Source organism: Vibrio sp. Makdt, from assembly GCF_027587015.1.
Lineage (GTDB): Bacteria > Pseudomonadota > Gammaproteobacteria > Enterobacterales > Vibrionaceae > Vibrio > Vibrio chagasii_B.
On the sequence record NZ_JAPPTH010000008.1, the window covers coordinates 183746 to 206799 of the forward strand.

Genomic DNA, 23054 nt, shown 5'->3' on the forward strand with positions numbered 1-23054 from the left:
ATTTCTGATCAGACTACAATAAACTGAACACTCGTTCAAATTTAACTCAATGCACCAGTAGCGAACAAAAAAGCCGACTCATGTTAGTGAGTCGGCTTTGATAAAAATCTAAAAAGGATTTCGAACGTTATGCGAGAAGTTTCTCTAACACTTGGAATACACCAGCATCAACGTTACTTGGCGCGCCAAAGCGTGCGATCTCTTTCAGCTTAGGATGTGCGTTCTCCATTGCGTAGGAGTGGTAGCTCTCTTTAAGCATTTCGTAGTCATTCAGGTAATCACCAAAACTCATCGTCTGTTCGTAAGTGAAACCTAATGTGTTCTGAAGATGCTTAATTGCCGCCCCTTTTGAAGCCTCAGCATTCATCACATCCAACCAAATTTTTGCACTCACAACCACTTGGTAGTTCTCACCAAACTTAGCATTGATGCTTGGGTTCACTTTCTCTTGTGAACCGTCGAAGTGGCAGATAGCTACTTTGATGAACTCGTCTTCTACTGCGAGTAAATCTTCTACTTGCTCGCGGCGATGGTAGTACTTAGAGATCTCCGCTAGAGCACGTTCGTCTTTGGTTTCGATGTATGCTGACTTCTTACCACACAGCACCACATGGGCACCTTCGATAGCACGAGCTTCTTTGATGATGTCTTTGATGGCATCAGTATCAAGCAAGCAGCTGTATAGCTCTTGGCCTTTGTGCATCACCAATGTGCCGTTTTCAGCAACAAACATCATACGCTCTTTAATAGGAGCAAAGGTTTCCATCAAGCTGTAATACTGGCGACCCGATGCCGCAGCAAAAATAATGTCTTGAGCTTCTAGTCGCTCATAGAGGTTAAAGAATTCAGGGTCTAACTTTCCGTGTTCATTAAGTAGAGTGCCGTCCATATCAGCAGCGATAAATTTGATGTTCTGTTGTGGCATTTCAGAGCTTACCTATAAGTAATACCAATCGTAGTAAATAACTGTTCATCGTAGCTGGTTAAAATACTCGATAACTGCGTTAGAATTTTTGATTGTAGAATAACTACTTACCAAAACATTCCGCCTTTTTCTCAAGTCTTTTTCCTGCGCTATTTCTGATCATTTACTTACTGTGATTGGTATGAAAATTAAATAGTAAATTATGATTTTTCGTTATCTTGGGTAACGGTTCTGCGTTCGATTATATCGCTATAGTAGCCAGTGAGTGCAATGCTTTTCGGTAAGCTTCTTTGTTTGAATCTAAGCTTAAATCTAATACACCAAACTCACTCCTGACGATTAAACCTTCAATGAAAGTGATGACCGATTCACTGCGCAGATCAGATGTTGCAGTACCTACCTCTCCACCACCGCTAACGGCCTTTAGAATAATGCTCTTGAGCCATGATTTGTGCTGTTGTGCAAGCATCGCAATGTCATCTTCCGATTCTTTAAATTCGGCGAGTGCGTGCATGAACATGCAACCTTTAAAATCAGGCTGTTCAAACCAAGCAAAGTGCCAATCTAACATTGCATTCAGTTGGTTTTGCAATCCGGAGGTGGATGACAATGCCGCTTCTAAACTCGACTCGAATCGCTGGTGACGCCTAGCCAGAACGGCTTCAATCAATTTAGCTTTTGAACCAAAGTGACGGTACATAGACGTCTTAGAAACTGCTGCCTCATCTCGGATCATATCCACCCCCACGGCAGTATAGCCAAGACGATTAAACAAAGACTCAGCCACATCCAAGATTAGTTCTTTCTTACTCATCCTATCCACTCGTTCAATTGGGGTCTCAAAATTTTACGTTGTAAAGAGTGTACAGATCTGTATCATTCAAATCAAACAGCACAGATCTGTACACTTTTATTTTCTAGTTATAGGTGGGAGTTCGTGATGATAAAAAAACTGATCGGTGGAGGAGAACTACCTCCAAAGGCAACGCTGAGCCAACTACTTAAGGGCTTTGTCGGTGGTACGGTAGGCATATTGATCTTATGTTTGCTTGCTGAACAGTCGCAAGTGCCTTGGTTAATGGCACCGTTTGGCGCGACTTGTGTGTTGTTGTTTGCGGTGCCAACCTCGCCGCTTGCTCAGCCACGCAACATCATTGCGGGTCATTTCATTTCAGCGGCAGTCGGGCTCGTAGCGCTGTATGGTTTCGGTGATTCTTATTTAGTGATGTCGCTAGCAGTTGGTAGCGCGATATTTTTGATGCAGTACTTTCGAGCGGTTCATCCACCTGCTGGCGCTAACCCGATTGTTATCGCGTTAGCAGGCACATCACTCGTCGATTGGACCTTCTTGTTTACGCCTGTTTTAGTCGGCAGTGTCGCGCTTGTTTTGGTTGGCGCCATGCTCAATAACACCTCGACACAACAAGGATGGCCGCTGTATTGGGTAGGAAAATAGAGCTAATCACTTATTTCTAACTCACGCGGTAATCGCTAAGTTGGCCTTAATCAATGATGTGATATGGCATGTTTGCTCTTTAAGTTTTGCGACTTTTAAAATTCGCATTGACCGACAAAAGAAATAGGCTTACTATTAATCGTCTTTTAACGATTGGAATTAAGTGAGCTACCTAAGTATGACTGCAACATGCCAAGCAACAGAAAGCTGTTCTCTACCTCTTCCGCCGAGTAATGCTGAAGCAGAAAAAGAAATGGCAGCGTTAGCAAAAGCACTCGCGCATCCAGCGAGAATTCGCATACTTAGTATCTTGTCTGCATTGGAAAAGTCGGGCGGCTGCTTAAACAGTGATCTGGTAAGTGAATTGGGTTTAGCTCAATCAACGGTATCAGAACACTTAAGAATATTGAAAAGCTCTGGTTTTATCACTGCTGAGTCTATCCCGCCGAAGATGTGTTACCGCATCGACCGCGACAATATTCAACGCTTCGAATCGGTATTTAACAGCATTCTAAAATAGAAGTTCACGCTTGAGGGATCGGCTTTGGTAGCCTTTACTTTTAAGCGTGTTTTTTTGTCACAATCAATCGTTTTTCGACGATTTACGATATTAAAAAGAGAGATTACCATGAAACCAAAGTTAGGTTTTCTAGATCGCTACTTAACACTCTGGATCTTCATCGCCATGGGCCTTGGTGTACTGCTAGGTACCCTATTCCCACAGATCGAACAGTGGAACGATTCAATGTCTGTTGGCACCACCAACATTCCACTCGCGATTGGCCTTATCTTAATGATGTACCCACCTTTGGCTAAGGTTAACTACAGCCTATTGGGCACTGTGGTAAAAGATAAGAAAGCCATCAAGCTCTCTTTGATTATGAACTGGTTGGTTGGCCCTATCCTAATGTTCGTATTAGCGCTTACATTCTTGGGTGACCACCCTGGTTACATGGTCGGCGTGATTCTAATTGGTCTTGCACGTTGTGTGGCAATGGTTCTAGTTTGGAACGACATCGGTGGCGGTAACAAAGAATACGGTGCCGCATTGGTTGCTCTGAATAGTGCGTTCCAAGTGGTTAGCTACAGCTTTATGGCGTGGTTGTTCATCAGCGTTCTTCCTCCAGTATTCGGTTACGAAGGCATGCTGGTTGATATCTCAATGATCGATATTGCACACAGCGTACTTATCTACCTAGGTATCCCATTCTTAGCAGGTTTCTTAAGCCGTAAGATCCTTGTGTCGATGAAAGGTGAGCAATGGTACACCGACGTGTTCATTCCGCGCATTTCTCCAATGACACTTATTGCACTGCTAGCAACGATCGTTCTGATGTTCAGCCTAAAAGGCGAGATGATTGTTGAGTTGCCAATGGACGTATTGTTGATCGCTGTTCCACTGACTATCTACTTCACAGCGATGTTCTTCATCAGCTTCTTCATTGGTAAGAAGATGGGCATTGAGTACGACAAGAACGCATCAATTGCATTTACAGCAACAGGTAACAACTTCGAGCTAGCTATTGCCGTGGCTATCTCAGTATTCGGTATCAACTCAGATCAAGCATTTGCAGGCGTTATTGGACCACTGATTGAAGTACCTGTGCTGATTTACCTAGTGAACGTTGCACTTAAGATGAAAGACAAGTACTACAACGGTCTCACAGTGAAATCTGCGAACTAAAAAATTACATATCGCTTTAAATAGAAAGGCTCACAAAGTAATTTGTGAGCCTTTTCTCTATCCAGATTAATCCAATTTAAGTCTCATCCAGCTTATGTTTCGTCTAATAGGCCTTTCAATGCTTGTTCAAGCCAAAGCAAAGCAGGTCCTTTCGAGCGTGTTTTCGATAAAACCAAATCAACCGGAGGCGACCACGTTTTGTGGTCAAATGAGACGTTCACCTCAACTAAGCGCTGTTTACTCAACTCTTCTTCCACAAGGTGTTTGGGTAAGTACGCCCAGCCGACATCACTACCAAGGATCATTTCCTTGATGACGATAAAGCTATTCGACCACCATACCTTGCCCGCTATAAGTGGAAACTGATCCATCATCTTACCTTTATCCCCCCTCAACATGAGCTGACGATGAGGCAGTAAATCCGACAATTTCGCTACACCCGTTTTGGCTAGCTTGTGGCTTGGGTGACAAACAGCAACAAACGGCAGATGCCCAATAAAGCAAGGTTCAGAACCGACATCAAAAGCCAAGTTGGTGAACATTAAACCAAGATCCGCCTTCTCTTCAACCACGAAGGGATTGACCTCTGTTGTGGTACAAGCGATCAACTCAACTTCAGTTGCAGGGAAAAGTTGGCTGAATTCACTTAGGATTCTGGGTAGGTTGGGGACCAATAAAGAGTCATCCAATGCGATTTTTATAAGCCCTTCTTCGCCCGTTCCTATCGCACTAACGGAAGCATTGAGATCTTCAACCTGAAGTACGATTGCTTTCACTTGTTTAAACAGTTGCTCCCCTTCTTTCGTTAGCGAAGGTTTGCGAGTCGAACGATCAAATAACTCTACATTGAAATCTATTTCAAGATTGCTGATGCCTTGGCTTACCGCCGATTGCACCTTACCCAAATGACGAGCACTTGCTGAGAAAGAACCCAGCTCTACTGCGTAAACGAACATTTTAAGTTGTTCAATGTTATACATACCACCAACCTATTATCACCATTGGTGATAGTTACTATCTTTCTATAATCATAATTAAAGATAATATACCTTTCAAACAGCAAATATAGATTCAAAAGAAAGAGAAAGTACATGTCACACAAAGAACGAATTCTACATATGGTGCTATTTGAAGTGTTCGCACTGATCATGATGGCGGGGCTAGCAACCTACATTACTGGCAATGGAGCTGGGGAAATGGCGGGGTTAGCGCTTGCGATGTCGCTGATAGCAATGGCTTGGAACTACGTCTACAACTACGGCTACGACAAAATCTTCGGGGCAAACAGAACAAAACGAACGAAGAAAACACGAGTTTTACACGGATTGGGATTTGAGCTTGGCTTAATGACAGTAACGCTGCCAGTTTTGATGTGGGTGTTAAAGCTCGATTTTCTAACCGTATTGATTATGGACATCGGCCTAGTCATTTTCTTTGTACTCTACGCTATCGGATTTAACTGGGCGTACGATTCAGTAAGAGACTACTTTGTTACACAAGGCAAAGTTAACGCTCTAAATTAATTCACCGATTCGCTCAAATATCATCACTGAGCGATAAACAAAACGAATTGCCAGATTCAGTATGGATCTGGCATTTTTTGTCATAGTGTAAGTACATCCTTGTTTGTTAACGCTTTTCCAACATTTGAAAACCCAGATAAGTCCACAAGATCCAAGTTTAATAAACCACCACTCGCGAATCAGCATCACAAATCCAGCCACCAACTCCTCGTACCAGTTGTGCGTCTGCTTACATACAGGTACTTTTAGCGACCTCATGGGACATACATTCGCGCAATAGCGTCCATACAAGCTTCTTTTTCGAGCAAAAGTGTTCGGTTTAACATTTCAAGCCAGTTTAATTAACAATTTTATGCTCAAACGCTCATTTTTAATGTTCGTTTATTTTCGCGTTCGCAAATTTATGCACAATACGCGTGCTAGATAAGCAAAAATAACAAGGACTCGAACATGACAACAAACAAACAACCTTCTTTATTTGGGCAATGCCTCGCCGAATTTATCGGTACTGGCCTGCTCATCTTCTTTGGCGTTGGCTGTGTGGCTGCACTGGTATTAACAGGTGCAACATTCGGACAATGGGAAGTTAGTATCATCTGGGGCTTCGGCGTATCTATCGCGATTTACTGCACAGCTGGCGTTTCTGGCGCACACATAAACCCTGCAGTAACCATTGCATTAGCCATGTTCCATGGATTTGATAAGGCGAAAGTAGTGCCTTACATCATCTCTCAATTACTTGGTGCCTTCTGCTCTGCAGCTTTGGTTTACAGCCTATACAGCAACTTGTTTACAGATTACGAAATTGCTCATAACTTTGTTCGTAGCAGCCAAGACGCACTATCAACTGCTGGTATCTTCTCGACTTACCCACATGCTTCACTCTCTTTCTTCGGCGCTTTTGCTGTGGAATTCGTGATTACTGCAGTATTGATGTTTGCCATTCTGGCACTGGGCGACGAGAACAATGGCGCATCACGTGGCGCAATGAACCCTCTACTGATCGGTATTCTTATCGCGGTAATCGGTGGCTCATTAGGTCCACTAACTGGCTTTGCTATGAACCCTGCACGTGACTTCGGACCAAAACTTTTCGCTTACTTTGCAGGTTGGGATTTTGCATTGACTGGTGCTCGTGATATTCCTTACTTCATCGTTCCAATTCTTGCTCCTATCGCTGGTGCGTGTTTTGGTGGCTGGTTGTACCCACGTGTTATTGGTGCTCACCTACCAGTGGAAGGCCATGGCTGCACAATTCCAAACCAATGTGAAACAGAAGAAGAAGCTGAACAAGCTCAAGCTTAACCCCAAGCGACCTTACATTTACTAAAATATAAATAACGGAACAAAAAGGATTCTTACCATGACCGAGCAAAAATACATTGTTGCCCTAGACCAAGGCACTACAAGCTCTCGCGCTGTAATCCTCGATCACGATGCAAACATCGTAAGCTCTTCTCAACGAGAATTTACTCAAATTTATCCAAAGGCTGGCTGGGTTGAGCATGATCCAATGGAAATCTGGGCGACTCAAAGCTCTACATTGGTTGAAGCTCTAGCTAAAGCAGGTATTCGCAGCGACGAGCTAGCGGGTATCGGTATCACTAACCAACGTGAAACCACCATCGTTTGGAACAAAGAGACAGGCAAGCCGGTATACAACGCTATCGTATGGCAATGTCGTCGTACGGCAGAAATTTGTGAAGAACTTAAAGAGCGTGGCCTAGAAGACTACGTGCGTGACAATACAGGTTTAGTCCTTGACCCGTATTTCTCAGGTACAAAAGTAAAATGGATTCTAGACAACGTTGAAGGCGCTCGCGAAGACGCTGAAGCAGGTAAGCTACTGTTCGGTACGGTTGATACTTGGTTGGTTTGGAAGATGACTCAAGGCCGTGTACACGTTACGGATTACACTAACGCATCACGTACTATGTTGTTTAACATCAACGACCTATGCTGGGACAGCAAGCTACTAGACGAGATGGGTATTCCAGCATCAATGATGCCTGAAGTGAAACGCTCTTCTGAAGTTTACGGCCAAACGAACCTTGGTGGTAAAGGCGGTACTCGTATTCCAATCGCTGGTATTGCGGGTGACCAACAAGCAGCGCTTTACGGTCAAATGTGTGTTGAAGCTGGCCAAGCGAAAAACACATACGGCACGGGCTGTTTCCTACTGATGAACACAGGTCAAGAGAAAGTAACGTCGAAGAACGGCCTATTGACGACATTAGCATGTGGTCCTACAGGCGAACCAGCTTATGCACTTGAAGGTGCGGTATTCATGGGTGGCGCATCTATCCAATGGCTACGTGATGAAATGAAGCTACTGGCTGGCGCAGAAGACTCTGAGTACTTCGCAACTAAAGTAGATACGTCAAACGGTGTTTACGTTGTTCCTGCATTTACTGGTCTAGGCGCACCATACTGGGATGCTTACGCTCGCGGTACGATTGTAGGCCTAACTCGTGGCGTTAACTCTAACCACATCATCCGTGCAACACTGGAAGGCATTGCTTACCAAACTCGTGACGTACTGGATGCGATGCAAGCGGACTCTGGCATCAAGCTAGCAAACCTACGTGTTGATGGCGGCGCAGTAGCGAACAACTTCCTAATGCAATTCCAATCAGACGTGCTAGATACAGAAGTTCACCGTCCTGAAGTAACTGAAGTAACGGCTCTGGGTGCAGCATACCTTGCTGGTCTAGCAGTTGGTTTCTGGGACAGCATCGATGAGCTTCAAGACAAAGCAGTACTAGACCGTACGTTCTTGCCACACCACGATGAAGAAAAGCGTAACCGCCGTTACAAAGGTTGGAAGCGTGCTATCAAGTGTGCACAAGTTTGGTCTGAACTGCACGATGACGACGAAGAGTAAAATCGAGCGTTCGAATAATCACTCTCTTATCGATTGAATTGTTCGTTCCTCAGTAAACGAAACTAAAAAGAGCACTATTTTGTGCTCTTTTTTGCGTTTGGAGCCAATTTTTCATTGTTTTGATCAACGTTTTTGCGGTTTGGACATAATTCCTTACCATCATTACTTCTCTCTCCTCATCAATTCGAGCACAATAGCGCGAGTTAATATTTTCGATTGTAACGCGCTAGAACCCATAGCGTGCAGGGAGTGGTAAGTTAAGTGAAGCAGATACCAAGACACCAGCAGATTGTAGACCTGGTAAAAACACAAGGATATGTGAGCACAGAAGAGCTCGTTGAAAAATTCGATGTTAGCCCACAAACCATCAGACGAGACCTCAATGAGCTGGCTGATAGCAACAAAATCCGTCGTTATCACGGTGGTGCAACCATTCCTCTTAGCTCAGAAAACACCTCTTACAACACGCGTAAAGCGCTTAACTTCAATGAAAAAGATGTGATTGCCGACGAGCTGGTTAAACACATTCCAGATGGTGCAACCTTGTTCGTTGATATCGGCACTACGCCAGAATCGGTGGCGCGCGCGCTGAACAAAAACCACAAACAACTCAGAGTCGTGACTAACAACATCAACGTTGCCAGTATCCTGCTACCAAACCCAGAGATAAAGGTTATCTTGGCGGGTGGCGAGGTAAGAAACCGTGATGGCGGTATCGTGGGTGAAGCAACACTCGATTTCGTGAAGCAGTTCCGCCTCGATTTCGGCATTCTAGGGATCAGCGGTATCGACTTTGACGGCTCACTACTCGATTTTGACTACCATGAAGTTCGAGTGAAACAAGCTATCATCGAAAACAGCCGCAGCATCTTCCTGGCAGTCGACCACAGTAAGTTTGGTCGCAACGCAATGGTTAAGCTGGGTAATATCTCTCAGGCACACATGGTGTTTACTAATAAACAACCACCAGAAGAGATCATGAACATCCTTAAAGATTCAGACATTCCATTAGAAGTTATCGAGACCGCTTCTCAACCACTAGCGTCGGACGAATAAAAAAACGCTCAGAAATCATGTTCATTAAAAGAGCCCATTATTGATAGATCACTTTATCGATAATGGGCTTTTTTGTTACTTGGAAAGTCGCACTTGAACATGATTAATATCACTTCTATGCTCGAATGAGAGTTATTTGGAACCTTCGCTGTCATAAGCGAAGGTTTTTTTATGCGCAAATCACATAAAACGCGCATAAACGAAAATAATAAATGACCGCAAACGAAAGTTAATATAGGATTCAATTATGTTCTAAAATGCTCGTTCGCTCAGAAAGAGGTCAAAACCATGAGTGCTCAACAAACTAATTCAAACAATAGTACATCTTCAACTCTAGACTTAATCGTTATTGGCGGCGGCATCAATGGTGCGGGTATCGCGGCAGATGCTGCTGGTCGTGGTCTAAACGTTGGTTTATACGAAGCAAATGATTTCGCCTCTGCGACGTCTTCTGCAAGTTCAAAGCTAATCCACGGTGGCTTACGTTACCTTGAACATTATGAGTTTCGTTTAGTTTCAGAAGCACTTGCAGAGCGTGAAGTGTTGCTGAGAAAAGCACCTCATGTTGCACAACCAATGCGTTTCCGTTTACCGCACCGACCATTTTTACGTCCGGCTTGGATGATCCGCTGTGGCCTATTCCTTTACGATAACTTAGGTAAACGTACGACGCTTCCTGGAAGTAAAACGGTGAACTTGGCTCAATCAGGTTTACTGAAGCCAGAAATGAAAACAGGTTTCGAATACTCAGACTGCTGGGTAGATGATGCGCGTATGGTATTGCTGAACGTATTAGCGGCGAAAGAAAACAACGCAGAAGTACGCAACTACTGCCGAGTTGAAAAAGCGCACCGCGAAGGCGACATTTGGCACGTAACGATTCTTGATGTGATGACAAACCAACGTTTCGAGCGCAAAGCGAAAGCATTGGTCAACGCAGCTGGCCCTTGGGTGAAACAGTTCTTTGATGATGGTTTAGAACAAACCTCACCACGTAATATTCGCCTAATCAAAGGATCACACATTGTGGTACCGCGTGTTCATGACGAACCACAAGCGTACATTCTACAAAACAAAGATAATCGCATCGTGTTCATGATCCCTTACCTAGATAAGTTCTCGATCATCGGCACCACCGACCTTGAATACAAAGGCGATCCTCGCGAAGTGGCTATCGACGATGTAGAAGTTGATTACTTAATTGATATCGTTAACCAGCATTTTGTTAAGCAACTAGAACGTGACGATGTGGTCTGGACATACAGTGGCGTACGACCGCTTTGTGATGATGAATCTGACTCGCCACAAGCGATCACTCGTGACTACACACTGGAGCTGGATGCAGAAATGGATCAAGCACCACTGCTATCAATCTTTGGCGGCAAGTTAACGACTTATCGTAAACTCGGTGAAGCGGCACTGAACAAGCTAGAACCTTACCTTAAACACATGGGCGCACCTTGGACAGCTAACGACACGCTACCGGGTGGCAACTTCAGCTGTAGCCGCGAACAGCTTGCAGCAATGATGCACACGAAATACCCTTGGGCATCTGAAGCACTGCTACTTCGTTACGTGACCCAATTTGGTACTTACACATGGGACCTGCTTGAAGGCGCTACATGTGCGGCAGACCTTGGCATCCAGTTCTCAAGCGAAGCACACGGTGTTTACCAAGCTGAGATTGATTACTTGATCAACCAAGAGATGGCAATGACAGACGAAGACATCTTATGGCGCAGAACCAAGCTTGGCTTGTACATGAGCGAATCTGAGCAACAAGCATTGTCTGATTACTTAAAAGAGAAGCTACAACGTAAAGTGGTAAGCTTTTCTCAAGTAAGCTAATCCACCAGCCAACAAGCACAGTTCAACAACCTGATGAATAAACAAGCTTAGCGTCCCCCGCGCTAAGCTTTTTTATTATTTGCCTACACTATTTGCGTTCAATTCCTTGCACTTCAGTAGTTGTCACTCGACCAAATCGCCCTGTTACCCTCTTCTATTTTCAACAAAAGCTAAATAGTGTTTTATCAAATGGGTTAATTATCAATTTTATGAAAGGTTGCTATTCTTAATCTCAACAAAACAACACATTTAAAAACGCTCACGATGTCAGCGCTTTAATAAGGAACCTATTCCATGCAAAAAGTCATTCTGATCACAGGCTCTACCGACGGTATCGGCTTCGAAACAGCAAAAGTACTCGTTCAGCAAGGTCACCACGTTTTATTGCATGGACGTAACCCAAGCAAGCTTAAAGACGTTGAGCAGCAACTTATCGCTCTCTCTACGCAAGCGAAGATCCAAAGCTACGTGGCAGACTTGTCTATTCTGGCAGATGTTGATGCGCTGGCTGACGAAGTGATTGCCGAGCACGAGAAAGTTGATGTGCTGATTAACAACGCGGGTGTGTTCAATACTCCCAACCCAATCACCAAAGACGGTTTAGATGTTCGTTTTGCTGTGAACACAGTATCGCCGTATCATCTGACCAAACGCCTGTTGCCAATATTCGATTCGTCGAGCCGTGTGGTGAACTTATCGTCGGCAGCGCAAGCGGCAGTGAGCATAGAAGCACTAGAAGGGAAAAAGCCACTTTCTGATGGCGATGCTTACGCGCAAAGTAAACTGGCGATCACTATGTGGACACGTGAGATGGCAAAAGAACTAGGTTCTAATGGGCCAATGGTAGTTGCTGTTAACCCAGCTTCTTTATTGGGCAGTAAGATGGTGAAAGACGCCTACGGCATTGCGGGCGGCGACCTGAGCATTGGTTCTGAAATCCTCGTTCGCGCGTCACTCTCTGACGAATTCGCAAAAGCGGGCGGTCAATATTTTGATAACGACAACAACACGTTTGCGAACCCACACCCAGATGCGCTATACGGTGACAAAGCACAACAAGTTGTCGCTAAAATTGAAGATATCATCAAAGCGACGCTTTCTTAATTGCGACGACTCATGCTGAGTTGATTTGCAAATCTCAATAAAAAAGCCCTGTGTTTCTAATAAGTTAACTTAGAGACGCAGGGCTTTTTCGTACAACGTTTGTCTCTACGTTTGTTCCCAATACGGTGGGTTACCGTAGTAGTCCGAGAAGTAATCAATAAACGCTCTTACTTTGGGAGCAAGCAGCCTAGTACTTGGATACACCGCCCAGATCGCAGGTTCTGAGGTGAGTGGGTAATCTTCCAACACTTGAATGAGCTGACCACTTTTCAGTTGCTCATATGCACACCAATTCGACGTCACTGTAATACCAAGCCCACCGACTGCAGCATCACGTAGTGCCTCTCCGTTATCTGCTCTAAAAGATCCGGTCGCCTTAATCGTTTTCGGTCCGTTTTCAGTATGAAAGGTCCAATTTTCTAGGCCAATCAAGCTAATGCATTGATGGTCATTAAGGTCTTGAGGCGTTGCAGGTTTGCCATGTTTGATGAGGTAATCTGGCGATGCACATACCACTCGTTTATCTGTGGCAAGCTTACGCGCAATCAGAGTCGAATCCTTCAATTCAGAGATTCTAATCGCGATATCGAAGCCGCCTTCCACAAGATCGACCACGGAATCTGACAATCTGAAATCGACTTTTAACCCCGGGTATCGGTCAAGGAACCCCGGTAATGCCGGCACTAGGTGCAAACGCCCAAACGAAGCAGAAGCGGTCACACGCAACGTTCCGGTTGGTGAATCACTACCCACCCCAATCGCCGATCTTGCGGCATCCACACTCGACAGGACCTCTTCAACATGAGGTAGAAATGCTTCTCCCTCTTCAGTGAGTGACACTTTACGAGTGGTGCGATGTACCAGGCGAACACCTAAATTGTCTTCCAATTTACTGATGTGGGAGCTAGCAACTGCGGGAGATAAACCCAACTCTTGGCCAGCCATACTGATGTTATGTGTAGACGCTAAGCGAACAAACAATTTGAGGTGTTCAATGTTCATGTGATTACCAATAGAATCTTAAAAATTATATTGCAATAACCCACATTATGCGTCATCCCACTAACAATACAACATATGCCGCTACTTTGATGAGATTCAGATAATCGGAGCCAAAAAGAAAAAACTCCCGAAGGAGTTTTTATTATCTATATCTAGAAACTGTCGTCCATTAGCTGTTCAAGCGAGCATATAGCGCATCTTTCAACACAGAACGGTCGTGCTTCAGTTGGTGCATTGAGCCATCATCAATGGGTGAATCTTTCAGCTCAAGCTTACGAATCTCTTTATCAAGGTTGTCGTATGTCTTCATGTCAGTTGCAAAGCCATCATCAGTTTTAGCAAGCTCAGCAATTTTGTCTTTCATTTCAGGAAATTCGTGAACAAGAGAGTGATTTTCACCTAGCATAGAAACCTCTTAAGTTGATTAAAGTGATTGGTATTACACATTCATTATTAACCTTAGCAAGGGACTCAAATAACAAATGAGATCCAGTACACAGCATAGAATATAGACAATTTAGATTCACAAATTTACAACATCCCCCAACAAAATCGAGGGTGTTAAATTGAATTGTCTCAGTAACGATATAGGCTCACGAGAATCATGAATTCTCGTAAGCACTACTTTTATCTTGTTGGATTTGAATCCAGCGAACAGGTCTCAGTTTTTGAGTGAGACCTTTCAGCTATCAGTTACCTACCAGGAAAAAGTTTGAATCACGCTATCCTTCGCCATTGGATTAGATGTGATCGCATGATTCACCTTGGCTAAGAACTGCTCTCTAGAATCAAGTAGGAAGCCTTTCTGAGTCACGATGTTGTTACCGTGGTCACCCCAATAGAAAGTATCGATATTGAGGTTCTCGAGTAAGTATTTTTCCTCTTCTAAGATCTGAAGTTGAGTCGGCATGATGAACGTACCGTCATTAACTTGCTGCTCCAAAGCCGTTCCTGGTTGTATTGCTAACGCCATTGGCGCTATCTGCTCAGGTTTCATGATATTCAGCAACCTTGTTGTCTCGACAATGTGCTCGCGGGAACGCTCACGACCGCCGAGTCCAAAAATAAACGACAGTAGAGTTTCGATACCTGCCTCTTTTGCCAGTGCCATACCCTCAATAGCTTGCTCTGGTGTCATACGCTTTTTGATATTATCAAGCACAACAGGATCACCAGACTCAAGACCCGCATACGCCATGCTTAACCCTGCACTTTTCAGCTCTTTAAGCTCACTCAAGCTCTTCCGACGGAAATCATTCAAACCGCTATAGAGTGATATTTTTCTACTTTCAGGAAAGGTGTGACGAATCTTATCCAAGACCTTAAGCAGATAATCCGTACGAGCCGCCATCACGTTGCCATCAATAAGGAAAATCGATTCAACGTAAGGGTATATTAGGCGCGCTTCTTCAATATCTTTATACACGTCTTCGATGTCGCGAACCTTAAATCGCTTATCGCTGAACATATTACAGAACGTGCATGTGTTGATGCTGCAACCTAATGTGGTTTGAATAAGAATGCTCTTCGCCTCTATCCATGGACGATATACTTTTCCCTCATATTTCATATTGGTATCTCCGGTCTACAAGCACAGAGCGTGCTTGAATACACCAAAGCGTATCAACGTCAGCATTCGTTGATAATCCACAATATAGTCGAATCAGTTTTTAGGTTTTAAATAAAATACCCTCTCCAGATGGAGAGGGTATTAATGTACTTATTGATAGAGGAGGAGCTTTAATCTCAATGTGAGATGATTAATAACCTACTGCTTAGGTTCATATAATTTTGTTGGAACTTCGGTTTCACAACGCTCAAGGTCATAATCTTGGGTCGTGCCACTATTACCTTGAAATCTCATTCTAACGATCATGCCTCTATCAACAAACCAACGAAGGTCTTGGCAAGAGAAACGATAGCTCGATTCCAAAATATGTGCAGTTGACCATCGAGAATTTCCCGGCAGTGACTCAACGTAATAGATCACGCCATTCTCTGTAATCGTCATTCCTTTTATGTCGCTTAGATGTTCAATAGCGGTATCAATTGTTTCTTGATCTGCTGTTGGTTGTAACTCTTCAATTGGGACACTCAAACAGCCAGAAAGAGCCGTTGCTGACAGACAAGCCAAAAAAATAGATTTCAATTTCATTTTTATTCTCATTCAATTACATAGCCAAAATAACGCTAGAACGAGATTCTATTCACGAGGTAAATAAATGTGTATTAGTATATCCACTAATTTATAAAAAGTGTGATACAGAGTGCTTATTCACTTAATTTGGGGCTTTCTAAAAGAAGAAAATGACTCATAACGCACTCTCATAGAAAAGTCCGCAACCTATTGAAAATCAGAGATTTTAATTACGCATCAACCAACTGATGGTGTACGCGCCAGAAAGACAAGCTTAATGACTGAAAGCTAACTGTAAGTTAATCGCTCGTCGCCAAACGCACCGCGGCTTCTGCATGAATGGCTGTAGTATCAAACAGGGGCACATGGGTATGTTGTTGCTGAATCAGTAAGGCGATTTCAGTACAGCCTAGAATGACGGCCTCTGCTCCTTGCTGGCTTAGCCTCTCAATGATCTGATTATAGATAGCGCGAGACTGTTCTTTTACTTCGCCTCGGCACAGCTCTTGGTAAATGATGTTGTGGACTTTCTCTCTGTCATCCTTGGCAGGAATCACAACATCGATACCGAATTTATCGATTAAACGCCCTTTGTAAAAATCTTGTTCCATCGTGAAAGCGGTGCCGAGTAACCCGACTTTCTTTACGCCCTGTTCTAGCAGCTTTTGCGCGGTAGTATCAGCGATATGTAAGATAGGAACCGTGATCTTCTGTTCGATTTCAGGCACGACTTTATGCATGGTATTGGTACAAATTAAGATGAAGTCTGCGCCACCTTTCTCAACAGATAATGCCGCGTCAGCTAAAATATCGGCAGTCTCAGCCCAACGGCCTTGGTGTTGTAACTTTTCAATCTCATCGAAGTTCACGCTATACATACAAATCTTTGCAGAGTTCAACCCTCCCAGCGTCGCTTTAACACCTTCGTTAATGGATTTGTAATAGCTCATGGTCGATTCCCAACTCATACCACCAAGCAAACCGATCGTTTTCATTTTTTATTCCTTTAATTTCTGACTATCTCGATCAAAGCGTCATGCGTAAAAAATTTATAGTACGATCTTGCTGAAAATGAGACGAAGTCTTCGCTATTTACCAAAAGGCTCGAATGAACCATCCGAGCCTTTGCTGTTTTGTCCGAATGTTTGTGTGGGTTAATACACCTCACACCAATCGGATTTCATGTCGATTAACGTCCAATCATCTCTGGAGTTCGCTTCGTCGAGTGCTTTATCAAGCCTACCCACATGGGACTCACGATCATACTTCCACTCGCGCTCGGCATCGGTGTGATGAACAATCATCGCCATTGAGTTTGGTTGACTGGTTGCCCACTGCATCATCGCTTGATCGCCGTCTGAGTTACCTACTGCTAGAATCGGCTTCTTACCGATAATATGCTGAATATTGCTGACCTTTCCGGCTTTGTCATCAATGGTCAAAATGGACGAACCTTTGGTAACGGTCGGATTACCGTCGTTGTAGCTGTAGTTGTATTTAAGTGCGCTACCGATGATCTGTTCTGACGGGATATTGTAAGCATCAGGAGCCCACACTCTCATGAAATCAACACCACCACCCGACACGATGTAAGTCTTGAAGTCATGCTCTTGAAGGTAAATCAGCATCTCTTTCATTGGCTGGTAAGTCAGATCGGTATAGGCTTTGTTGAAGCGTTCATCTTTCGCTGCAGCTAACCATTGCTCAACATCTTTTTGGTATTGTTCAACTGTCATACCAGAATGTGTCGCCATGATGATTTTCAATAACCCTTCTTCACCGCTCCCTAGAACACTCTTGATGTCACCTTCAAGCACGAACTTAAACGGTGCTTCCGTTTTCCATTCAGGGTGTTCAGGCGCCATCTCTTTGATTCGATCTAACGCGAAAGCCAATTGGAAATAGTATGGCTTTTCAGACCAAAGCGTGCCGTCGTTATCAAATACAGCAATACGATCTTGGACCGCAACGAAGGTATCAGATTCAGCTTGGGTGGCTTGCCCAACAAAGTCGACGATAGCGGATTTGCTCTCGCTGTCCTTCCAAGAAGGCAGCAAATTGGGATCACAATCTTTTGCAAAAGAAGAGAAAGAGAGGCTAGATAAAATTGCAACGGACAAAAGGGTTATTTTCTTCATAGCACTACCATGTTGTTGAATTATTTGTAGGGTTTAATTCAATTCATCCTAGTTGGTCTACTCTGATTTTCCACTTATGGACACTATAACCAATACTCATGTTGGTATTAGATTGGTACCACAACAAGGACTGACCGAGAGTGCTATACGACGTATTTCTCGAGAATTGAGATTTTAAAAGAGACAAACAAAAAAAGCAGCACTTCAATTCCTCAAAGTTCTGCTTTAACGATCCATGACTGCTTACGCTCTGCGCTTTTTGAACGCGTGCCAGCCGGCGCTGAAAACTGTTTTTAACACCACACCGAGTGCGCTTAGTTTAGGGTCGGCATTCTTGCCAGAAGCGATGCGCCACATCTGATGTTCATACCAAACTAGCCCGACCATCGCCATCTTGTCTAAAGCGGGTTTTCCTGTGGTTGGCACCGTTAGCGGCATGGCAGCTGGCATTAATTGATAATAAACAAAACCTTAAACAGGTGACTTAAATCATCACTTTATCGTGTTTTTTTTGACCTTAGTAAATGCTGTCGATTTCCATTTATCTGTTCTGACTTCTTCACCGGGCGTGTACATACGAAGCACGGCATACCAAGGGTGATTTGGGATGGGCAGGAAGTTCGGATTGTCTTCATTCCCTTCCACATCACTACTCATAATGATGGTGTAGCTGCCATCCTTGTTCGGTGTTAATGTGCGGTCACCACGAGAGTGACGGTTCAGGGCGTTCTTCTCCATCAAACGAGTCTTGCCGCTGTAAGCCGTGTATGACCAAAAGCCGCCCTCTTCAAGCGGTGGCGCATCGAAAGTCACAGTGTAATCATATTTACTGCCGTCTAACACTGCGCCTTCAGTATCAAAAAAGTCACCACTGTACATGGTGTGTTTGGCAGGCAATCCCCATTGTCCCATCAGGGTGCCGTAGGCATGTTGATAGCTTGCAACTTTTGTCATCTCTTCGCGAGTGCCAAGCACATCACGCGAATCATCGAATCCTGCATTCTTGATTCTTTCTGCGCCTTTTTGCTCGCCTAGCTCAATCAATTTCAACTGCTCATCACTCAAGATGTAGTCTTCATTGCCCAAACCGAGTAAGTCGAACTGTTGCAGCAGTCTTTGATCGTGATGCTTCATGGTGCCTTCTGACAAAATGAAGTTGGTACGTTCTACCCAGTTCGAGTTCTCTGGATCGGGATACTCGCGCTCAACGGGTTTTGGTCCTTTCTGGCCTAGATATTCCGAGAGTGTTCGAATGTTCCATTGGTCCATCAGCTTTTGAGCCGTTGCTGAGTCATCACCACCGAGATCCATAATGCGTCCCATCATTTTCACCAAAGGGTGTTCAACATAAATGACTTGATCGACACTCGCAGGAACCTCCCCTTGCCAGCCTTCCACCGCATACATAAAGCTGCCACCTTTTGTACCGCGCTGCGGAGAACCAAATGCCGAGTCAGTGAAGTGCTGCATATTCATGGTGTGGAAAAGCCAGTATCGGTCTTCATCGTGATCTGGAATGGTGATTATCACGGGCTCAGCGCCAAGGTCCATCCAGCCCATCAGATGCAGGGTATCGTTATTGATCGTTGGGTGGGCAGTGTAGGTGTCATCCGCTAGAACTCGAATGTTCTGAAAGCGGTTCAGCGAATACTCTTCTTTAATGACAGTCTGATAAAAGTATTTGTACGCCTCATCAATCGAGTACGCGTATTCATAGGCCAGTTGCGCAAGCTGCTCTTTATCTTGTTCTAGCCAAGCTAGGCTCGCCATCTCAACCGGTAAAGTGTCACGCGTTATTTCAAAGGTGCTCTCAGCAGGTAACTCTGTTTGATTCGCTAGCGCATAAGCTGGCAGTGAAACGAGAAAAGCACAGGCTAACGCATTAATAATTCTGTTTTTATTCATCATTGTTGATCCTAGTTAGAAGCGAGTACGGAAGGTGAGCCAAGTGTTGTTGTCAGTATCACCACTGAAAATGATGATATTGTCTCTATCAACCTTGTAGCCCAGCTGCATTTCAGTAGAGAAATCTCGTGTGTTCTCACCATCTAACCCGTAGGTGTATTGAGGAGCGAGTAGAAGATAAAATTGGTCAGCAAAATCGTACTTTAAGTAGTTAATACTACTGATGATTTGCGTGTCCTCAAACTGATTACTCTCCTCCCACATTTGCCCGTACGTTAGGGCGCTGTACAGGTTAACCTTGTCGCTCAGCTTGAACGACTGCATGATGCCCGCCGACGCGTAGTTTGAGGTCATGCCGTCGTTGGAGAAGTCGTGTCCAGCATCAACAAACAAGCCAGTGCCCGTTTTCTTGTTGGGCGTGAAGAATCGTGCTCGATAGTTTTCAAAGTTGTTTTTGCCTTCTAGCTTACCCAATACTCCCCAATCGCCACGATTCACGCCAAATTGGAAGGTAGCGCCAAGCCCTTTATTGCCCGCAATTAGCTCACCTCCCGTATAAACGGCCATGGGGTCAGCCATGTCACTGGCAGGTTCTTCTTGAGCGGAAACGGAAAATGCAAAGGAGATAAGAGCGAAGATAGAGAGTGTAAAAGTGGAAAAAGTGCCCGTGAGCAGACGTAATGGTTTTTTCATATTGTAGTCCAGTAGTCAGGTGTGCTTGTTACAGCACACCTTGCATTAGTCGTATTTGGTGTTAGTCAGCAACCACTGATTTATCTGCCATACCGATACCACCCGCTTTCTGTCTTGGTGGGAACGCTTTTAGGGATTTTTGATATTCAGCCGCCGCTTTTTGTAGCTTTGGTAATACCCAAGATTTCTCTTTCATCCATAAAAACCAACCGCGAGTATCTGGGCTACGCTCATACGGGTCAGCTTTGATATTCACCAGCATCCCAAGTGGCCACGCCTCTGGTGGTGCAATCCACTCAGTCTTGGTTTTTAGGTGTACTTTCCAGTCATCAACACGGAATGCATTGAGGTCTTGTTCGTTATAGAAGAAGAATTCATGACGCTGGCTCGGCTCGCCTTTGGTCAACATATCCAGTTGGTTGTAGCCATCAAGGTGGACTTGGTATTGCTGACCATTCAGCTCTTTACCCTTCAACAGATCTTGTTTGATCTCGGTGTCACCCACAGCAGCCATGATGGTTGGCACCCAGTCTTCAGATGTCATGAAGCCATCTGTGTATTCACCTTGAGGGATTTTATCCGGCCAGCTGACCAACATCGGCACACGGAAGCCGCCATCCCAAGTCGTTCCCTTTTGTCCTCTAAACGATGCAGAGCCAGAGTCCGGCCAGTGGTCAAGGTTCACACCATTATCCGAGGTGAATAGAATGATGGTGTTATCGATCTCGCCCAGGTCTTCGAGCTTATCGAGCAGCACACCGATTTGGTCATCAAGTTCGATTAAACCATCGTAATAGGTATTGATTTGACTCGCGCCTTGGTACTCCGGACGCACGTGTGTTTTTTGGTGCATGCGCGTTGGGTTGTACCACATGAAGTAAGGCTGATCGTCATTCTCTGTTTCATGCTTATCAAGCCAGTTCATGGCGAAGTCTAAGAACTCGCCATCGACCGTCTGCATGCGCTTGGCACCCAGCGGACCTTTGTCTTCAATAGTCTGTTTACCGACAACACCGAACCTTGGATCTTCTTTCATATCCACCGTATCGGTCGCTACAGTGTGAAGCACATTACGAGGACGACTTCTAAAATTCGGGTCTTTAGGGAACTCCGGCTGTTCAGGCATCTCCATAACGTTGAGGTGGTAAAGGAAACCGAAGAATTCATCAAAGCCGTGCACCGTTGGGAGGTGGCTATTGTTATCGCCTAAGTGACTTTTACCGACATGCACGGTCGCATAGCCTTTGTCTTTCAGCATTTCGGCTAGGGTTGGATCTTCTTTTTGAAGGCCAAGCGAAGAGCCCGGCTGACCGACAGAAGTTAAGCCTGTTCGGAAAGGATATTGACCTGTGATAAAGGCAGAGCGCCCCGCGGTAGAGCTGCCTTGTGCATAGTAATCACTGACCATCATGCCGCGTTCAGCGATGCGGTCGATGTTAGGAGTATCAACCGCGCCGAGGCCACGGTGGTAAGCTGAGAGATCGGTTGGGCTAACATCATCAAGCATGATAGCCACCACATTCGGTTGGCTAGCCGCCTGAACGTTAACACTTGCCAACACCGAGAGCGCCAGAGCGGATTTAACAAAAGACTTATACATTTATAACCCTCATTCACTATGAGTAAATCGCTAGAGCCACACCGACAATGATGTATGCCTCAAGCGAACCGTTGTTTAGATAAATGGTATAAGAAAGAGGCTAAAAATGGCTTGATAGCCACTATTACGATTTTTAATAGCGGCAGTTTAGGCAGGGTATTCTTACTCTCGGATCAAGAGTAAAACTAAGGCTGAATCAGAGTGGTGATTTCGCTCTGCAACCAATCAGTAAACGGGTTATTGCGATTGGCTTGGTGAGTAAACAGGGCTAACTCTCGGCGATAGGTGTCTTTTAGCAACTCAGATGGCAGCTCGGCACAGCGATACTCTTCACCCACGTGCGAGCGACACTTATTGGAGGTGATGTAGATAAAATCGCTGTCTTTGACGATCTCTAACATCAGGTTCATGTTGTTGCTTCTAAGAGCGATGTGTTTATCCAAGTCGTACTTTTTAATCAGCATTTCCGATTTAGAAGGCTGAATATACCCAGGTATCATATTGATACATAATGGGTATTTCATAACATCCTCCAGTGCATTACCTTGCAAAGGATGGTCTTTGCGTAGCACTAGCATGAACTTATCAAACCCCACAGGCCGCTCGGCAAGGGTTTTATTGACCTCCATCGGCAAATAACTCACGCCCCAACTGGTGCGATTGGTTTCCAAGGTTTGCACACCATTATCCAGCCACGGAGAGCACTGAAAAGTGACATGTGGCGCAGCTTTAGTCAGTGTCTTCATCAGCGGAACCCCAATTGGCACAAGTAGTGGCGTGGGCAGCATGATTTGCACTTCGCCTTTGAGGTCGCTGAGGCTCCACTCTTTATCGGGAACATACAGATCATCGATTTGCTCCAATAAGGCAGGCAGGCTCTCAATCAGCTTCAAACATTTAGGGGTAGGTTCAAGGCGAGCTTTATCTCTGACAAACAGTTCATCATCAAACTGCTCCCTTAACTTACGCAGCATCACACTAACGGTTGGCTGACTCACGTTCAGTGCTTTCGCCGCCGTCACCGTTTGGCGCGTCTCGTTGAGCACCAGTATCAGTCGCAGCAAGTTAAGGTCTTTGGGCATCTTTAGTCGCACCTCAT

At 44.7% G+C, this 23054-nt stretch carries 22 protein-coding genes and 1 pseudogene; 9 read left to right on the forward strand and 14 right to left on the reverse strand.

All coding sequences use genetic code 11. From position 1 onward, the window contains the following. Positions 1–127: 127 nt before the first annotated feature. Both OH460_RS12490 and OH460_RS12495 read right to left on the reverse strand, forming a co-directional pair. Complete coding sequence (locus OH460_RS12490; protein ID WP_269997483.1) at positions 128–925, reverse strand: Cof-type HAD-IIB family hydrolase; 798 nt, start codon at positions 923–925, stop codon at positions 128–130. Between the two features lie 241 nt (positions 926–1166). Then, complete coding sequence (locus OH460_RS12495) at positions 1167–1739, reverse strand: TetR/AcrR family transcriptional regulator (protein ID WP_269997485.1); 573 nt, start codon at positions 1737–1739, stop codon at positions 1167–1169. 126 nt (positions 1740–1865) lie between these two features. On the opposite strand from OH460_RS12495, the gene OH460_RS12500 reads away from it, so the two are divergent. The 3 genes from OH460_RS12500 to arsB all read left to right on the forward strand — a co-directional run bounded on the left by OH460_RS12500 (position 1866) and on the right by arsB (position 4065). Next, a complete protein-coding gene (locus OH460_RS12500) occupies positions 1866–2381 on the forward strand; it encodes an HPP family protein (protein ID WP_116871228.1) in 516 nt (171 codons plus the stop codon). 178 nt (positions 2382–2559) lie between these two features. Continuing rightward, the gene (locus tag OH460_RS12505; RefSeq protein WP_008215942.1) at positions 2560–2901 is read left to right on the forward strand and encodes an ArsR/SmtB family transcription factor; all 342 of its coding nucleotides are present in this window, start codon (positions 2560–2562) and stop codon (positions 2899–2901) included. A 108-nt stretch (positions 2902–3009) separates the two neighbouring features. Further along, positions 3010–4065 carry an ACR3 family arsenite efflux transporter gene (gene arsB, locus OH460_RS12510; protein ID WP_105058504.1) on the forward strand — a complete coding sequence of 352 codons (1056 nt, stop codon included), beginning with the start codon at positions 3010–3012 and terminating at the stop codon, positions 4063–4065. Between the two features lie 92 nt (positions 4066–4157). Here arsB and OH460_RS12515 read toward each other — a convergent pair whose 3' ends face one another. After that, entirely contained in the window at positions 4158–5045 is an 888-nt protein-coding gene (locus tag OH460_RS12515; protein WP_269997489.1) for a LysR family transcriptional regulator, read from the reverse strand. Positions 5046–5156: 111 nt separating this feature from the next. Between OH460_RS12515 and OH460_RS12520 the strand changes: the two genes are divergently transcribed. The 6 genes from OH460_RS12520 (at position 5157) to OH460_RS12545 (ending at position 12480) form a co-directional block, all read left to right on the forward strand. Continuing rightward, the gene (locus tag OH460_RS12520; protein WP_269997491.1) at positions 5157–5588 is read left to right on the forward strand and encodes a PACE efflux transporter; all 432 of its coding nucleotides are present in this window, start codon (positions 5157–5159) and stop codon (positions 5586–5588) included. 450 nt (positions 5589–6038) lie between these two features. Then, positions 6039–6893: an MIP/aquaporin family protein gene (locus OH460_RS12525; RefSeq protein WP_008215950.1), complete on the forward strand. Its 855-nt coding sequence runs from the start codon at positions 6039–6041 to the stop codon at positions 6891–6893. A gap of 58 nt (positions 6894–6951) precedes the next feature. Continuing rightward, complete coding sequence (gene glpK / locus OH460_RS12530; RefSeq protein ID WP_008215951.1) at positions 6952–8472, forward strand: glycerol kinase GlpK; 1521 nt, start codon at positions 6952–6954, stop codon at positions 8470–8472. Positions 8473–8733: 261 nt separating this feature from the next. Next, positions 8734–9528 (forward strand): DeoR/GlpR family transcriptional regulator, encoded by a 795-nt coding sequence (locus OH460_RS12535; RefSeq protein WP_269997495.1) that lies wholly within the window; start codon positions 8734–8736, stop codon positions 9526–9528. 288 nt (positions 9529–9816) lie between these two features. Further along, complete coding sequence (gene glpD / locus OH460_RS12540; protein WP_269997497.1) at positions 9817–11376, forward strand: glycerol-3-phosphate dehydrogenase; 1560 nt, start codon at positions 9817–9819, stop codon at positions 11374–11376. Between the two features lie 294 nt (positions 11377–11670). After that, positions 11671–12480, forward strand: a complete 810-nt coding sequence (locus OH460_RS12545) for an SDR family NAD(P)-dependent oxidoreductase (protein ID WP_269997499.1) — start codon at positions 11671–11673, stop codon at positions 12478–12480. Between the two features lie 105 nt (positions 12481–12585). On the opposite strand, the gene OH460_RS12550 is transcribed toward OH460_RS12545, so the two are convergent. The 11 genes and pseudogenes from OH460_RS12550 to OH460_RS12600 all read right to left on the reverse strand — a co-directional run bounded on the left by OH460_RS12550 (position 12586) and on the right by OH460_RS12600 (position 23037). Next, positions 12586–13482 (reverse strand): LysR family transcriptional regulator, encoded by an 897-nt coding sequence (locus tag OH460_RS12550; protein ID WP_269997501.1) that lies wholly within the window; start codon positions 13480–13482, stop codon positions 12586–12588. 169 nt (positions 13483–13651) lie between these two features. Continuing rightward, positions 13652–13888 carry a YdcH family protein gene (locus tag OH460_RS12555; RefSeq protein WP_004740376.1) on the reverse strand — a complete coding sequence of 79 codons (237 nt, stop codon included), beginning with the start codon at positions 13886–13888 and terminating at the stop codon, positions 13652–13654. 291 nt (positions 13889–14179) lie between these two features. Then, the gene (locus OH460_RS12560; protein ID WP_269997505.1) at positions 14180–15052 is read right to left on the reverse strand and encodes a B12-binding domain-containing radical SAM protein; all 873 of its coding nucleotides are present in this window, start codon (positions 15050–15052) and stop codon (positions 14180–14182) included. A 198-nt stretch (positions 15053–15250) separates the two neighbouring features. Further along, a complete protein-coding gene (locus OH460_RS12565; protein ID WP_061032068.1) occupies positions 15251–15637 on the reverse strand; it encodes a hypothetical protein in 387 nt (128 codons plus the stop codon). A gap of 281 nt (positions 15638–15918) precedes the next feature. Then, complete coding sequence (locus tag OH460_RS12570; protein ID WP_269997507.1) at positions 15919–16614, reverse strand: aspartate/glutamate racemase family protein; 696 nt, start codon at positions 16612–16614, stop codon at positions 15919–15921. A gap of 159 nt (positions 16615–16773) precedes the next feature. Beyond that, complete coding sequence (locus OH460_RS12575; RefSeq protein ID WP_269997509.1) at positions 16774–17757, reverse strand: HAD family hydrolase; 984 nt, start codon at positions 17755–17757, stop codon at positions 16774–16776. Positions 17758–18000: 243 nt separating this feature from the next. Continuing rightward, a pseudogene (locus tag OH460_RS12580) lies at positions 18001–18195 on the reverse strand (NADH oxidase); the annotation flags it as partial. Between the two features lie 54 nt (positions 18196–18249). Next, positions 18250–19665, reverse strand: coding sequence for a DUF1254 domain-containing protein (locus tag OH460_RS12585; protein WP_269997511.1), 1416 nt, complete (start codon positions 19663–19665; stop codon positions 18250–18252). Between the two features lie 12 nt (positions 19666–19677). Further along, positions 19678–20355 carry a hypothetical protein gene (locus OH460_RS12590; RefSeq protein WP_269997512.1) on the reverse strand — a complete coding sequence of 226 codons (678 nt, stop codon included), beginning with the start codon at positions 20353–20355 and terminating at the stop codon, positions 19678–19680. A gap of 61 nt (positions 20356–20416) precedes the next feature. Beyond that, positions 20417–21955 (reverse strand): sulfatase-like hydrolase/transferase, encoded by a 1539-nt coding sequence (locus tag OH460_RS12595; protein WP_269997514.1) that lies wholly within the window; start codon positions 21953–21955, stop codon positions 20417–20419. 185 nt (positions 21956–22140) lie between these two features. After that, positions 22141–23037 (reverse strand): LysR family transcriptional regulator, encoded by an 897-nt coding sequence (locus tag OH460_RS12600; protein WP_269997516.1) that lies wholly within the window; start codon positions 23035–23037, stop codon positions 22141–22143. Between the last annotated feature and the right edge of the window lie 17 nt (positions 23038–23054).

Excerpts from the sequence above, each read along its gene's own strand:
- OH460_RS12590 (WP_269997512.1), bottom strand. The coding sequence starts at position 20,355 with ATGAAAAAACCATTACGTCTGCTCACGGGCACTTTTTCCACTTTTACA.
- glpD (WP_269997497.1), top strand. The coding sequence starts at position 9,817 with ATGAGTGCTCAACAAACTAATTCAAACAATAGTACATCTTCAACTCTA.
- OH460_RS12565 (WP_061032068.1), bottom strand. The coding sequence starts at position 15,637 with ATGAAATTGAAATCTATTTTTTTGGCTTGTCTGTCAGCAACGGCTCTT.
- glpK (WP_008215951.1), top strand. The coding sequence starts at position 6,952 with ATGACCGAGCAAAAATACATTGTTGCCCTAGACCAAGGCACTACAAGC.
- OH460_RS12560 (WP_269997505.1), bottom strand. The coding sequence starts at position 15,052 with ATGAAATATGAGGGAAAAGTATATCGTCCATGGATAGAGGCGAAGAGC.
- OH460_RS12495 (WP_269997485.1), bottom strand. The coding sequence starts at position 1,739 with ATGAGTAAGAAAGAACTAATCTTGGATGTGGCTGAGTCTTTGTTTAAT.
- OH460_RS12505 (WP_008215942.1), top strand. The coding sequence starts at position 2,560 with ATGACTGCAACATGCCAAGCAACAGAAAGCTGTTCTCTACCTCTTCCG.
- OH460_RS12595 (WP_269997514.1), bottom strand. The coding sequence starts at position 21,955 with ATGTATAAGTCTTTTGTTAAATCCGCTCTGGCGCTCTCGGTGTTGGCA.
- OH460_RS12525 (WP_008215950.1), top strand. The coding sequence starts at position 6,039 with ATGACAACAAACAAACAACCTTCTTTATTTGGGCAATGCCTCGCCGAA.
- OH460_RS12520 (WP_269997491.1), top strand. The coding sequence starts at position 5,157 with ATGTCACACAAAGAACGAATTCTACATATGGTGCTATTTGAAGTGTTC.
- OH460_RS12515 (WP_269997489.1), bottom strand. The coding sequence starts at position 5,045 with ATGTATAACATTGAACAACTTAAAATGTTCGTTTACGCAGTAGAGCTG.
- OH460_RS12490 (WP_269997483.1), bottom strand. The coding sequence starts at position 925 with ATGCCACAACAGAACATCAAATTTATCGCTGCTGATATGGACGGCACT.
- OH460_RS12500 (WP_116871228.1), top strand. The coding sequence starts at position 1,866 with ATGATAAAAAAACTGATCGGTGGAGGAGAACTACCTCCAAAGGCAACG.
- OH460_RS12545 (WP_269997499.1), top strand. The coding sequence starts at position 11,671 with ATGCAAAAAGTCATTCTGATCACAGGCTCTACCGACGGTATCGGCTTC.
- OH460_RS12555 (WP_004740376.1), bottom strand. The coding sequence starts at position 13,888 with ATGCTAGGTGAAAATCACTCTCTTGTTCACGAATTTCCTGAAATGAAA.
- arsB (WP_105058504.1), top strand. The coding sequence starts at position 3,010 with ATGAAACCAAAGTTAGGTTTTCTAGATCGCTACTTAACACTCTGGATC.
- OH460_RS12550 (WP_269997501.1), bottom strand. The coding sequence starts at position 13,482 with ATGAACATTGAACACCTCAAATTGTTTGTTCGCTTAGCGTCTACACAT.
- OH460_RS12585 (WP_269997511.1), bottom strand. The coding sequence starts at position 19,665 with ATGATGAATAAAAACAGAATTATTAATGCGTTAGCCTGTGCTTTTCTC.
- OH460_RS12575 (WP_269997509.1), bottom strand. The coding sequence starts at position 17,757 with ATGAAGAAAATAACCCTTTTGTCCGTTGCAATTTTATCTAGCCTCTCT.
- OH460_RS12600 (WP_269997516.1), bottom strand. The coding sequence starts at position 23,037 with ATGCCCAAAGACCTTAACTTGCTGCGACTGATACTGGTGCTCAACGAG.
- OH460_RS12570 (WP_269997507.1), bottom strand. The coding sequence starts at position 16,614 with ATGAAAACGATCGGTTTGCTTGGTGGTATGAGTTGGGAATCGACCATG.